12 protein-coding genes, 1 tRNA gene and 2 pseudogenes are annotated in these 12,566 nt (G+C 70.3%); 6 read left to right on the forward strand and 9 right to left on the reverse strand.

Going from position 1 to position 12,566, the window contains the following annotated elements:
- Window positions 1-2: 2 nt before the first annotated feature.
- Both ACZZ0J_RS05925 and ACZZ0J_RS05930 read right to left on the reverse strand, forming a co-directional pair.
- A complete protein-coding gene (locus ACZZ0J_RS05925; protein ID WP_123338890.1) occupies window positions 3-464 on the reverse strand; it encodes a RidA family protein in 462 nt (153 codons plus the stop codon).
- Window positions 461-619, reverse strand: a complete 159-nt coding sequence (locus tag ACZZ0J_RS05930) for a DUF4177 domain-containing protein (protein WP_017888699.1) — start codon at window positions 617-619, stop codon at window positions 461-463. The genes ACZZ0J_RS05925 and ACZZ0J_RS05930 overlap by 4 nt, the downstream gene beginning before the upstream one ends.
- A 50-nt stretch (window positions 620-669) precedes the next feature.
- On the opposite strand from ACZZ0J_RS05930, the gene ACZZ0J_RS05935 reads away from it, so the two are divergent.
- The 6 genes from ACZZ0J_RS05935 (at window position 670) to ACZZ0J_RS05960 (ending at window position 6,140) form a co-directional block, all read left to right on the forward strand.
- Window positions 670-3,234 (forward strand): transglycosylase domain-containing protein, encoded by a 2,565-nt coding sequence (locus ACZZ0J_RS05935; RefSeq protein ID WP_159573153.1) that lies wholly within the window; start codon window positions 670-672, stop codon window positions 3,232-3,234.
- Entirely contained in the window at window positions 3,231-4,187 is a 957-nt protein-coding gene (locus tag ACZZ0J_RS05940; RefSeq protein WP_463435452.1) for a metallophosphoesterase, read from the forward strand. The genes ACZZ0J_RS05935 and ACZZ0J_RS05940 overlap by 4 nt, the downstream gene beginning before the upstream one ends.
- Before the next feature lie 93 nt (window positions 4,188-4,280).
- A tRNA-Pro gene (locus ACZZ0J_RS05945) sits at window positions 4,281-4,354 on the forward strand.
- Between the two features lie 147 nt (window positions 4,355-4,501).
- Complete coding sequence (locus ACZZ0J_RS05950; RefSeq protein WP_463435455.1) at window positions 4,502-5,113, forward strand: hypothetical protein; 612 nt, start codon at window positions 4,502-4,504, stop codon at window positions 5,111-5,113.
- Window positions 5,110-5,526 carry a sensor histidine kinase gene (locus ACZZ0J_RS05955; RefSeq protein ID WP_463435457.1) on the forward strand — a complete coding sequence of 139 codons (417 nt, stop codon included), beginning with the start codon at window positions 5,110-5,112 and terminating at the stop codon, window positions 5,524-5,526. The genes ACZZ0J_RS05950 and ACZZ0J_RS05955 overlap by 4 nt, the downstream gene beginning before the upstream one ends.
- Window positions 5,523-6,140, forward strand: coding sequence for a response regulator transcription factor (locus tag ACZZ0J_RS05960; RefSeq protein WP_463435459.1), 618 nt, complete (start codon window positions 5,523-5,525; stop codon window positions 6,138-6,140). Before ACZZ0J_RS05955 ends, ACZZ0J_RS05960 begins: the two co-directional genes overlap by 4 nt.
- 93 nt (window positions 6,141-6,233) lie before the next feature.
- On the opposite strand, the gene ACZZ0J_RS05965 is transcribed toward ACZZ0J_RS05960, so the two are convergent.
- From ACZZ0J_RS05965 to ACZZ0J_RS05995, 7 genes and pseudogenes are all read right to left on the reverse strand, one after another.
- Window positions 6,234-6,428 (reverse strand): hypothetical protein, encoded by a 195-nt coding sequence (locus tag ACZZ0J_RS05965; RefSeq protein WP_463435461.1) that lies wholly within the window; start codon window positions 6,426-6,428, stop codon window positions 6,234-6,236.
- Window positions 6,377-7,305 (reverse strand): annotated as a pseudogene (locus tag ACZZ0J_RS05970) (LLM class flavin-dependent oxidoreductase). The gene ACZZ0J_RS05965 and the pseudogene ACZZ0J_RS05970 overlap by 52 nt, the downstream one beginning before the upstream one ends.
- A gap of 143 nt (window positions 7,306-7,448) precedes the next feature.
- Window positions 7,449-8,074 (reverse strand): annotated as a pseudogene (locus ACZZ0J_RS05975) (thymidine kinase).
- Window positions 8,074-8,706 carry a response regulator transcription factor gene (locus tag ACZZ0J_RS05980; RefSeq protein ID WP_111084224.1) on the reverse strand — a complete coding sequence of 211 codons (633 nt, stop codon included), beginning with the start codon at window positions 8,704-8,706 and terminating at the stop codon, window positions 8,074-8,076. The pseudogene ACZZ0J_RS05975 and the gene ACZZ0J_RS05980 overlap by 1 nt, the downstream one beginning before the upstream one ends.
- 55 nt (window positions 8,707-8,761) lie before the next feature.
- Window positions 8,762-10,021, reverse strand: a complete 1,260-nt coding sequence (locus ACZZ0J_RS05985) for a hypothetical protein (RefSeq protein ID WP_463435462.1) — start codon at window positions 10,019-10,021, stop codon at window positions 8,762-8,764.
- Window positions 10,018-11,271, reverse strand: a complete 1,254-nt coding sequence (locus ACZZ0J_RS05990) for a sensor histidine kinase (protein WP_463435464.1) — start codon at window positions 11,269-11,271, stop codon at window positions 10,018-10,020. Before ACZZ0J_RS05990 ends, ACZZ0J_RS05985 begins: the two co-directional genes overlap by 4 nt.
- 153 nt (window positions 11,272-11,424) lie before the next feature.
- Window positions 11,425-12,531 (reverse strand): Rv2578c family radical SAM protein, encoded by a 1,107-nt coding sequence (locus tag ACZZ0J_RS05995; protein ID WP_463435466.1) that lies wholly within the window; start codon window positions 12,529-12,531, stop codon window positions 11,425-11,427.
- Window positions 12,532-12,566 lie beyond the last annotated feature (35 nt).

Below are 12,566 nucleotides of genomic sequence, written 5' to 3' on the forward strand. Positions count from 1 at the left end.
CGTCAGGCGGTGAGCTCCACCACCAGCTCGACCTCGACAGGAGCGTCCAGCGGGAGCACCGCCACGCCCACCGCGCTGCGCGCGTGGACGCCAGCGTCGCCGAAGACCTCGCCGACCAGCGTGGAGGCGCCGTTCGCGACCCCGGGCTGGCCCGTGAAGGACGGCTCCGACGCGACGAACACGGTGACCTTGACGACCCGGGCGACGCGGTCGAGCGAGCCGGCGACCGACTCGACGGCGGCGAGGGCGTTGAGGGCTGCCACACGGGCCTGCGCGGTGGCGGTCTCGGCGTCGACCGACGCCCCGACCTTGCCGGTGACGGGCAGTGCGCCGTCGACGAACGGCAGCTGGCCGGCCGTGTAGACGTACTGGCCGGTGACGACCGCGGGGACGTACGCCGCGACGGGTGCGGCGACCGGCGGGAGGGTCAGCCCCAGCTCGGCGAGGCGGTCCGCGATGCTCATGCGTCGGCCTTCGGGCGCTTGAGGTACGCGACGAGCCCACCCTCGGGGCCGGTGACGATCTGGACCAGCTCCCAGCCCTCGTCCCCGTAGTTGTTGAGGATGGCGGTGGTGTTGTGGATCATCAGGGGCGTGGTGAAGTACTCCCAGCGAGTCATGCGGTTCCTTGCCAGCCTTTCAGTCGTGGGTGTCGTTTAGGCTGCATCCTATGTCTGCCCAGAAGACGTCTGCCTCGCGGACCAAGCCCGTCTCAGCAGTCGGCGCCTTCATCGGATTCGTCGGGTTCAGTGCCCTCGCCGGCCTGCTGGTCACGATCGGGGTCACCCCGGCCATCGCGGTCGCCGGTGTCACGACGACGTCGACGATCGGTGTGTTCGAGTCCCTGCCGGAGTACATCGAGATCGGTGACCTGCCGCAGCGCAACGAGCTGTACGCGTACTCGGGCGGCAAGTCGGTGCACTTCGCGACCGTCTACGACCAGAACCGGCAGGAACTGAAGTTCGACCAGATCAGCGAGCAGCTCAAGAACGCCGCCATCGACGGCGAGGACAAGCGCTTCTACAACCACGGTGGCGTCGACATGACCTCACTCATCCGCGCGGGCGTCGGCAGCGTCGCCGGCGGGCTCGGCGAGTCGGGTGGTGGGTCGACGTTGACCATGCAGCTCGTGCGCAACATCAAGATGAACGAAGCGCTGAACCTCCCCACCAAGAAGGAACAGCAGAAGGCCTACAACGAGGCCGTCGAGCAGACCATCCCCCGCAAGCTCGAGGAGATGAAGCTCGCGATCGGGCTGGCGAAGAAGTACTCCAAGAAGGAGATCCTCACCGCCTACCTGAACATCGCCTACTTCGGCGACCAGACCTACGGTGTGCAGGCCGCCGCGCAGCACTACTACAACAAGAGCGCGACGAAGCTGACCCCGGCCGAAGCCGCCTCGCTCATGGCCATCGTGCAGTACCCCGAGGCACGCAACCTGTCGAACCCGAAGAAGTACGAGGCCAACGTCGCCCGGCGCAACGTCATCCTCAAGTCGATGTACGCGCAGGAGAACCTGACGAAGGCCGAGTACGACCAGGCCATCGCGGCGAGCCCGAAGGACTACGTCCACCTGACCGAGCCGTCGCAGGGCTGCCGGGCATCGGTCGGCGACGGTTCGCAGTTCTTCTGCGACTACGCCGTCAAGGTCGTGAAGGAGATGTCCCAGCTCGGCTCGTCGCAGAAGGCGCGCGACACCGCGTGGCGGAACGGCGGCTACAAGGTCCAGACGTCGCTGAACATCGACCTCAACGCCGAGCAGAAGCAGCTCGTCAACACCTACGACAACAAGGCCGAGACCAACCTCGCGCTCGGTGCGACGCTCAACTCGATCGAGGCCGGCTCCGGCCGCATCGTGACGATGGCGCAGAACAAGGACTACGACCAGTCGCTGAAGTCCGCGCCGACGTCGACGTCCATCAACTACAGCGTGGACTACAAGTACGGCAACTCCGGCGGGTTCCAGACCGGCTCGACCTACAAGCTCTTCACCCTGCTCGCATGGCTCAAGGCCGGACACGGTCTGAACGAGGTCGTGAGCGGCGCTCCACGCAACATGTCGACGGGGTGGACCGCTTGTGGCGCCCCCATCACGGCGGGCAACTACAACCCGAAGAACGACAGCCCCGGCGAGAGCGGCAACTACACCGTGGCCGCTGCGACCGCCGGATCGATCAACCTCGCGTTCCTCAACATGGCGCAGAAGCTCGACCTCTGCGACATCCGCGACACCGCGGAGTCCCTCGGCGTCCACCGTGCCGACGGCGGCGAGCTGCAGTACAACCCGTCCGCGGTCCTCGGGACCAACGACATCGCCCCGATGACGATGGCTGCGGCCTACGCTGCCGTCGCCAACAACGGGATCTACTGCAAGCCGATCGCCATCGACCAGATCACCGCGCCGTCCGGCAAGCAGCTCGGCGGCCAGACCAAGGACTGCAAGCAGGCCATCGACCCCGAGGTCGCACACGCAGCCGTCTACGCCATGAAGGGCACGATCACCAGCGGAACCGCACGCGGGGCGCAGACGCCGGACGGCACGCAGCTGTTCGCGAAGACCGGCACCACCGACACGGCGAACCAGATCTGGCTCGTCGGGTCGAGCTCGCGAGTCGCCACGGCGTACTGGCAGGGCAACACCGACGGCAAGCTCAACAACCTCCGTCACTACAGCAACGGCGTGAACGGCACCTACGCCGGCGTCCGTGCCGACGTGTGGCGGCAGGCGATGACCCCGATCAACGCGACCTACCCGGCGGGTCCGTTCACGGACCCGAACACGTCCGCGCTCCGTGGCAACGCCAAGGCGCTCCCGGACGTCCGCGGCAAGAGCGCCGACGAGGCCCGTGCCGCCATCTCCGGCGCCGGCTTCTCGTACGTCGACGGCGGGCAGCAGACCGGCGGCGGCTCGGCGGGCTCCGTGACGACGACCTCGCCGGCAGCGGGCTCGCTCCTGTCGTCGGGCTCCGCCGTCACCGTGTACACGTCGGACGGCTCACAGGGGACCGTCCCCGAGATCGGTGGGGACTCGCTCGGTGACGCCCGCTCCGCCCTCAACGACGCCGGCTTCGGGAACGTTGCCGTGACGGACGACTACGCCAAGGGCGGTGGCAACAAGACCTGCAAGGTCGCAGCCGTCGACCCGGCGATCGGAGCCGCAGCCGACAAGAACACCGACGTGCGGATCAAGCTCTACGGCGACAAGGACGGCAAGGCGCCCAAGGAGTGCAAGTGACGCGCGGTCGCGCAACACTCGGGGTCCTCGCGGCCGGAGCGGCCGTCGGCGCCGCCTCGTTCGCCTGGGGTTCCCTGGTCGAACGCCGACGATTCGGCATCCGGTGGGAGACCGTCCCGGTCCTCCCGCCGGGGTCACGTGACGTGACCGTCCTGCACCTGTCCGACATCCACATGGCGCCGTGGCAGGCCGACAAGCAGCAGTGGCTGCGCGACCTGTCCCTGGTCGAGCCGGACTTCGTCGTCAACACCGGCGACAACCTCGGGCACCCCACGGCGAACGCGGCGGTGGAGTACGCGCTGGAGCCGTTCCGCGGTGTGCCCGGTGCGTTCGCGTACGGGTCGAACGACTTCTTCGGGCCGTCGCCGCGCAACCCGCTGAAGTACTTCTCCGGTCCGAGCCGGATGCACGGCGGGGCGAAGCCCGTCGAGCTCGACATCGACCGGCAGACGGCGTTCTTCGAGTCCCTCGGGTGGCTCGACCTGAACGACCACGCCCACGCCGTCGAGCTCCGCGGCTCGCGCTTCGAGCTGTTCGGCACCTCGGACGCCCACCGCGACTGGGACCGCCTCGACCTGCTCCCCACGAACGTCGACGAGATGCGCGGCGAGGTTCCCTGGGCCGAGGACGAGGACGGACCCGCTCCCGTCGCGATCGGTGTGACGCACGCGCCCTACCGCCGCGTGCTCGACGCCTTCGTCACCCAGGGCGCCGACGTCATCTTCGCCGGGCACACCCACGGCGGCCAGGTCCAGGTGCCCGGCGTCGGTGCGCTCGTCACGAACAGCGACCTGCCCCGCCGGTACGTCAGCGGACTGCACAAGTGGGAGCACCGGAACCACTGGTCGTGGCTCGAGGTCTCGGCCGGTCTCGGCACCTCGATCTACGCGCCGGTGCGGTTCGCCTGCCGGCCCGAAGCCGTCGTCGTCACCCTGACTGCACGGGCTTCCTGAGCCGACGCGCCCGGGAGTTCGCCGGATGGTCGTGAGCACCCTGGATCATCGGATAGTATTGTCGGGTTGCTCCGGTACGGAGTGATCACACCGCGGGGTGTGGCGCAGTTTGGTAGCGCGCCTCGTTCGGGACGAGGAGGTCGCAGGTTCAAATCCTGTCACCCCGACACTGTGTTGAGACAGTACGAAGAAGGCCCTGGTTCTCCGGAACCGGGGCCTTCTGCTTTCCGTGGTCGGTGCTCGGCACTCCACCTTGCGACACATGGCGTGGCGGCCGCTCCCCGGCCGCGACGACGCGGATAGCCTCGACAGCGATGTCACCCGCCGACCACCTCCGCCCGGTCCTCGAACGGATCGCCGCACAGTTCCCCGAGCTCGCCGACGACCCGGTCCTCACGCAGAACCTCGTCGACAACGTGACGTCGATGATCGCCGAGGCGCACGAGCGCTACGCCACCGGTGCCGAGGACAGCGTGGTGAGCAATGCCTACCTCGATCCGGAGCACCTGGCCACCGGATCGCTGCACGCCGAGCAGTCCCAGCATCCCGCCGGCGCGATGCTCGCCGCGGAGATGCTCTTCGACGCCTACCTGCCGCTCTTCGTGGACGAGGTCGGCGCGGAGTCCACCGCCGAGGTCCTGCGTGCCACCAGGGCGCTCCACGCCGGCATCTGGAGCCGGTTCCCCGCCGGAGCCGTCGCCTACACCGAGGCGCTGCGCCAGCGTGTCACGACGGCGCACCTGGACTCCCGCACGCAGATCGCCCGAGACCTGCACGACCGCGTGGCGCACGGCATCCTCGCCGGGCTGCAGCGACTCGACCTGGTGCTGCTGACCGATCCCCGGCCGGCGAACGGGCCGATCAACTCGACGACGCCGCACGGCTGCTGCGCGGAGCACTCGGTGACGTGCAGGACCTGGCGGTGAGCCTGCACGCCCGCGTCGGCGTCGCCCTGCTCGACGATGCGCTCGCCCGGCACGCCAGGGACCTGTTCTCCGACGACGACCGCTTGTCGTTCAACACCACGGGCACGCCCGAGCACCTGCCGAACTGGCAGGCCGAGGAAGCGCTGACGATCCTGCTCGAGGCGCTCACGAACCGGCGGAAGCACGCTGCGGACTCCGCCGCCGAGGTGCACTTCGCGTGGACACCGGCCGCCCTCGTCGTGACGGTCTCCGACGACGGACCGGGCTTCGACCCCGCCGCCGACACCGATGGGCGCCTCGGTCAGCAGACCATGCGCGAGCGCGCCGCGGTCATCGGCGCGCGGCTCGACGTCGACAGCGCCCCTGGTTCCGGCACCACCGTCCGCCTGACGATCCCGAGGGGCGTGCTGTGACCATCACGCACGTCGCCATCGTCGACGACCACCAACTGTTCCGCGAGGGCCTGGCCACGATCCTCGCCGCCGTCCCCACGATCCGCGTGGTCGCACACGGCGAGCGTCCGTCTGACGTCCTCGACTCCCCCGAGGCTGCCGCCATCGATGTCCTGCTCCTCGACGTCGAACTCGACGGTCCGCCGGCGCGCACCACGATCGCCACGGTGCGCCGAACCCGTCCGGACATCCGCGTGGTGGTGCTCACGATGCACCGCGATGCTGTCCTGCGCCGGACGCTGCTCGACGCCGGCGCGGTCGACTTCGTGACGAAGGACACCCCGAGCCGCGAGCTCGTCGACCGCATCGCCCGGGCCGCGCACGCCGACGCCGCGCCGGTGACGTTCCCGGTCGACCTGGTCACCGAGGCTCGTGCCGGATCACCGCTCAGTGACCGCGAACTCGAGGTCCTGCGGCTCCTGGCGGCCGCACGCACCAACGCCGAGATCGCGGCGGACCTGCAGCTCGCGATCGGCACGGTCAAGCGGCACGTCTACAACGTGTTCCGCAAGCTCGACGTCGGTTCGCGGGTCGGCGCCGTGGCTGCAGCGACGCGCCTGGGCCTGCTCACCTGAGGCTCCGCTCCACTCGGTGAGCAGAAATGGTCGGGTGCCCGACGGCGACCCGACCATTTCTGCTCACCAAGCGAACTCCACCTCGACCTCGACCTAGACCGACGCGGACGCCGCCGCGGACGCGGACGCCGCCGCCGCCGCACCCGCGGGCACGAGCCGCCCGGCGGCGTGCAGCCCCGCCACGACGTCGAGCGCCTGGTGCCGGTACCGCGCCTGCGCAGCACCCGGAGCGACGATCACGCCGTTCGCCCCGGTGGACTCCACGAGCGCGTTGATCTTGTCCGCCACCTGATCAGCGGTGCCGTAGGCCTGGCGCTCGGTGCGGGCGGCGATGAACCGACGCTCGAGGTCGTTGAACTCGTACGCACGGGCCTCGTCCATCGACACCGGCTCGGGCTTCGCCCCTGCCGCATCCGGATGAACGAGATCATCCCGGGAGCACTCTGCTCGTCGACGACGGCCGGGTCCTCGTCCGTGACGACCTGCACGCCGATGAGCGCGTTCGGCGTCTGGCGGAACCGCGAGGGCCGGAACGAATCGCGGTAGAGCGCGAGCGCCGCCTCGGTGTTGTCCGACGCGAAGTGGTGGGCGAAGGCGAACGAGACGCCGAGCGCCCCGGCCACCTGGGCGCTGTACCCGGAGGACCCGAGCAGCCAGAATTCCGGCACGTCGCCGTAGCCCGGCACCGCCCGGATGCCCGACAACGGGTTGTCCGAGGACATGCCGGTGAAGAACCCGATCAGGTCGGCGAGGCGGTCGGGGAAGTCGTCGACGTCGAGCCGGTCGGTGCGCCGCAGCGCCATCGCGGTCGCGCCGTCGGTGCCCGGCGCACGGCCGAGCCCGAGGTCGACGCGGTCGCCGTACAGGGCTCGGAGCGTGCCGAACTGCTCGGCGATGACGAGGGGGCGTGGTTCGGCAGCATGACGCCGCCTGAGCCGATGCGGATGGTCGAGGTGGCCGCGCCGACGGCGCTCAGCAGGACCGCGGGGGCCGACGAGGTGATGCCGGGCATGCCGTGGTGCTCGGCGACCCAGAACCGCTCGTAGCCGAGCTTCTCGGCGTGGACCGCCATGTCGATCGAGCCCTGCAGGGCTTCGGTGTTGGACTGGCCGTACTCGCGCGTCGCCAGGTCCAGGACGGACAGGTGCAGGGTGTCGTCGCTCATGTGGTCACCAACGCGCGCCGCGGCGCACGCATTCCACGTGCCCTGGACGCATCCGACGAGCGGACGGGAGGCCCGTGGCGGGGCCGCCACGGGCCTCCCGTCCGCCTGTCGGTCTCCTGCAGGACGTCACCTGGCAGAGCGGGTCAGGCACCGTCGAGCCGGCCGCCGGACTCCGTCAGGTAGCAGTTGGCGCAGAGCGACTCGTAGGCGACGTCGACGCCGTCGATGGCGACCTGCGAGCCGTCGAAGACGAACCGGCCGTCGACCGTGCGGGCGTTGAAGACGGCCTTGCGACCGCACCGGCAGATCGTCTTGAGCTCTTCGAGCGAGTGCGCGACCTCGAGCAGGCGGGCGCTCCCGGGAACGCCTCGGTGCGGAAGTCGGTGCGGATGCCGTAGGTGATCACCGGGATCTCGTCGAGGACCGCGATGCGCAGCAGGTCGTCGACCTGGCGCGGGGTGAGGAACTGCGCCTCGTCGACCAGCACGCAGCTGACGGCGCGGACCATACCGTCGAGGCGGTCGGACTCGGGGTCGACGGCGCCGGCCACGGCGACCGCGGACCGGACGTCGGCATCGGGGGCGAAGACCAGGTCGACGGTGCGGGTGACGCCGAGGCGGGACACGATCTCACGGTCGCCCTTGGTGTCCACGGCGGGCTTCGCGAGCAGGACCCGGTGGCCGCGCTCTTCGTAGTTGTAAGCAGCCTGCAGGAGCCCCGTGCTCTTGCCGCTGTTCATCGCGCCGTAGCGGAAGTAGAGCTTCGCCACTACGCGAGGAACCCGTCCTCGGCGGCCCGCCGGATGAGGTCGGACTTCTTCGAGGCGGGACGGCCGACCTTGCTGTACTTCTCGCGGACGCGGCGCAGGTAGGTCTTCGCGGTCTCGTACTGCACGTTCATCTGCGCGGCGACCTCGTTGGTCGAGTAGCCGGACACGTACAGCCGCAGCGCTTCTTCCTCGCCGTGGCTGAGCTTCGGACGCTGGTGTGCGGCCGCGCCGGTGGGCAGCGGACGCCACTCGCGCGGCTGCGGGGTCTCGCGTGCGACGCCCATGATCTCGCGGGCGACGTCCATGACCTCGCGCATCGGCAGGGACTTCGACAGGAACGCCGCGGCGCCTGCTGCCAGGGCACGGTCGCGGGACTCGCGGCTGTCGACGCTGGAGAGCACGATCACCTTCGCGCCGGCGGCACGGCAGGTGCGGACACGGGCCTCGATCGAGACGGGTTCCTTGAGCTGGAAGTCGAGGAACACCAGGTCGGTCGGGAAGCTGTCGCTGTGGACCATCTCGAGCCAGGTGTGCGCGGTCAGGGCCAGGTCGAAGTCGAACGCGTTCACCGCGATCCAGCTCGACAGGCTGTCCAGCAGCACCTCGTGGTCGTCGAGGATGGCCAACCGCACACGTCGTGCCCCCGGGTTCGGGAGGGACGGGGACCCCTCCGAGAGCCTGTTCGGGTCAGTGCTGGTCATAGGAGAACCTTAGTGCGAGGGCGGACGGACGAACCGCGACGTCGAGGTCGGGGAACGTCACACGGAGGACGGCGAAGTAGGGGTCGAAGGTGCGGTGGATCCCGATGTCGGAGTCGGCCACGGCGAGGTCGAGTTCGAGCAGGACGCGGGCGTCGCGGGCGGTGTCGGTGCGGGCCGGGTCGGTGCGAGCCGGGTCGGTGCGAGCCGGGTCGGTGCGAGCCGGGTCGGTGCGAGCCGGGTCGCCGCGGGTGGCCGCGTCGTCCTGCCCGTCCGCGCGCCGGACCGTTGCCCGGAACCCGGCCGGGTCGACGGTCGAGGCACGGAAGGCAGCCCGCAGGAACGTCCGCACCACGGAGCGCTGGTCGGCGTCGAGCATCGCGGTGAGCCCGTCCGGGTCGTCGACCACCGGGGCGTCCCCACCCTCGACCCGCACGGCCTGCTCGAACCAGGTGCGATCCGCGTCGGCGACCATCGCCCGGCGGATGCCGTCGGCGATCAGTCGTGCCCGTTCGCGGTCGGCGTCCGTGATGACCTCGCGCGTGCGCAGCTCGGCGAAGAACGGTGCGACGTCGCGGGCGAGGATCGTCGACCGGTCCTGCTGCACGCTCGCCGCGATACCGTCCCGCTCCGCACGCTCGACCGAGTAGGAACCGGCCCGGATCTGCACCCGCTCGGCCAGGCCCGCGAACGTCCACGCGAAGACGGCCGACGCAGCGGTCAGCACCAGCGTCGGTGCCGCCGCCAGGAAGGCCGCGACGGCGACGGGGATCTCGTGCGGGAACGTCGCTGCGCCGACACCCCAGGTCACCGCGTTGACGACGGCGAGCAGGGTGCCGCCGATGGTCAGGTCCGTCCAGGGCCGGTACGGCGCGACCATGACGATGCCGGTCGCGGTGATGAGCGACATGAAGTCGTTCAGGGCGCTGCGGTCGGGTCCCCACTGCGCGGCGACGCTCGTCACCGACGCCAGCCCGAGCAACCCGACGTGCGCGACGAACGCCCACCGCGGGAACGGTGCGCGGAACGGACTCGAGGCGGTGAACACGACCGCTGCCGACGCCGCGACCAGGATGACGGTGAGCGCGCTGAGGGTGGGGCTGCCCACGACGTCACGGTCGAACACGGAGACCAGGAGTGCCCAGACGATGCTGGCGGCGCCGAGCCCGATCGCGAGCGGACGCGACCCCATGGCGCCGAGCGGGTCGTACTGTTGCGCGGTCCGACGGGCCTCGGTCGTGGCGCTCACCGGTCGGCTCCCTGCACGCCGCCGACCTCGTCGGGGACCGCGGTGCCGACGTGGTCGGTGGCCACGGCGTCGGTCGTGGCGGTGACCGGTCCGAACGGCACCGTCATCATCACGCTCGTCCCCGAACCGGGCGACGACCAGATCTGGACGTCGCCACCCACCCGAGCGATGCGGTCGCGGACGGAGCCACGCAGGCCCATCCGGTCGGAGCCCGTGGAGTCCTCGTCGAAACCGCGACCGTCGTCGACCACCATAACGGTGCACGACGCACCGTCGTCGAAGACGCTGACCTCGGCCGCGTCGACACCGGCGTGCTTGTGGACGTTGGCCAGACACTGCCCCACGGCGCGGACGAGCGCGGTGACGGCGCGCTGGTCGAGCCGGTCGAGTGCGGACGGGTCGCCGGACACCGTGACGTCGAGACCGGCGGAACGGTGCTCGTCGGCCATGACGGCGAACGCGTCGAGCGCTGCGCCCGGCCGCTGCCGGGCGGCCGGTGCGAGCCACCCCTTGCCGGTCAGGACGGCGACGTCGGCCTCGACGGTCCGCGCCAGGTGCGGGTCCATCGGCCCGTCGGGCGCCAGAGCGATCGCGTTGAGGTGGTTCAGGACGGTGTCGTGCAGGATCGCGGCCGCCTCGGCCTCGACCCCGGCACGGTACGCGGAGACGTGCTCCTCACGCGCCGACCGCAGCAGCTCCGGCTGCACCCGCTCCGACCGACCGGTGCTCCGGCTCGTGAACAGCACCAGGACGACCACGAAGCCGAGCGTCACCCAGGCGAGCACGAGCGGACGCGGCGGGCTGTCGGCCTGGACGACCGCGATCCACGTCGCCACCCGACCGGTCAGGAACCCGAGGAAGGACCACAGCACGACGCGGCTCGGCACCGCGCCGGCGCCGCCGACCAGGATGAGCGGGATGACCGCCAACGACAGCAGGTACGAGGTGACCCAGCCCAACGGGACCTGCTGCTGCACGACCATCGCGAACCACCAGGCGCAGACACCACCGACGACCAGGAACGCGACCGCGGAGCGCCAGGTGCCGAACTGCACGTGCACACCGATCATGCCGAGCATCGGGACGAGCGCCAGGACCGCACTGATCACGTGCACGTCGGGCTCGGACAGCCGGTACAGCAGCAGCGCGATCGCCGCCGCCACCAGCGATCCGATCGCACCGGCGTGGAAGGCCCGCACCGTCGACCACGCGTTCACTCGCGGAGCGAGGTGCGTGGGGATGCCGAGCACGAGATGGGTCCTTCCGGGTGGCGGGAATGCCGCCCACGATCAAACACCTCGGTGCTGACCGTGTACCCCGAAACAGCGTCCGTTCGGCGACCCGGTCGATGATACCGGCCCCCACGACGGTCCGATGTCCCCCGAACGCGCAACCTTCGTTGCTCAGAACAACGTCTGCGTCGCGACCGGTCGGAGCAGACGGCGGTCGAAGCCCGGATCCGCGCGCTTGAGCGGCGACGTCGTGGGGATCGACTGTTCCTGCGGCACCGTCGAGGGGTCCGAGAAGCCCATCGACCCCGTCGCCGGGTCGACGCGTCCGAGGCCGACGCCGTGCGCCGCCAGGATCGGTCGGATGCGCGCCGACAGCCAGCGGCGGTAGTCCTTCGGCGCGAAGGTGTTGTCGAGGTACATCGCCCGGTAGCGCGCCACCAGGTCGGGCCGTTCGCGTCCGAGCCACTCGAACCACCACGGCTTCACGCCCGGCTGCAGGTGCAGCGCGGAGTACATGACGCTCGTGGCACCGGCCGCCGCAGCCCGACCGACGGCGTCGTCGAGGTGTGCACGGGTGTCGGTGATGTACGGCAGCACGGGCATGAGGAACACCGCGCAGTCGAGCCCGGCGTCGCGGATCGCCCGCACGGTGGCGAGCCGCGCAGCCGTCGTGGGCGTGCCGGGCTCCACCGACTGCTGCAGGTCGTCGTCGTACACGGCGATCGACATCGCGAGGTCGACCGGCACCACCTTCGCCGCCTCGGCCAGGAGCGGCAGGTCACGCCGGAGCAGCGTGCCCTTCGTCAGGATGCTGAACGGTGTGCGGCTGTCCGCCAACGCCTGGATCACCCCGGGCATCAGTCGGTACCGACCCTCGGCACGCTGGTACGGGTCGGTGTTCGTGCCGAGCGCGATCGGGTGGCGGTCCCACGTGGGCTTGCCGAGCTCACGCCGCAGGACGTCGGCCACGTTCGTCTTCACGACGATCTGCTGGTCGAAGTCGGCCCCGCCGTCGAACTCGAGGTAGGTGTGCGTCGGCCGTGCGAAGCAGTACACGCACGCGTGACTGCAGCCCCGGTACGGGTTGATGGTCCACCCGTAGGTGCCGGAACCGTCGGCGCTCGGCACCCGGTTCAGCGCGCTCTTCGCCAGGACCTCGTGGAACGTGACGCCCGCGAACTCGGGCGTCGTCACACTCCGCACGAACCCGCTGTTCGACTCCATGCCCGGCAGTGCATCGCTCTGCTCGGCATCGATCGCCTGTCCACTCCACCGCATGCCGTCATTCGAACACATGTTCGAACGGGCCGCAA

The sequence above is a fragment of the Curtobacterium sp. AC272 genome (assembly GCF_979258155.1).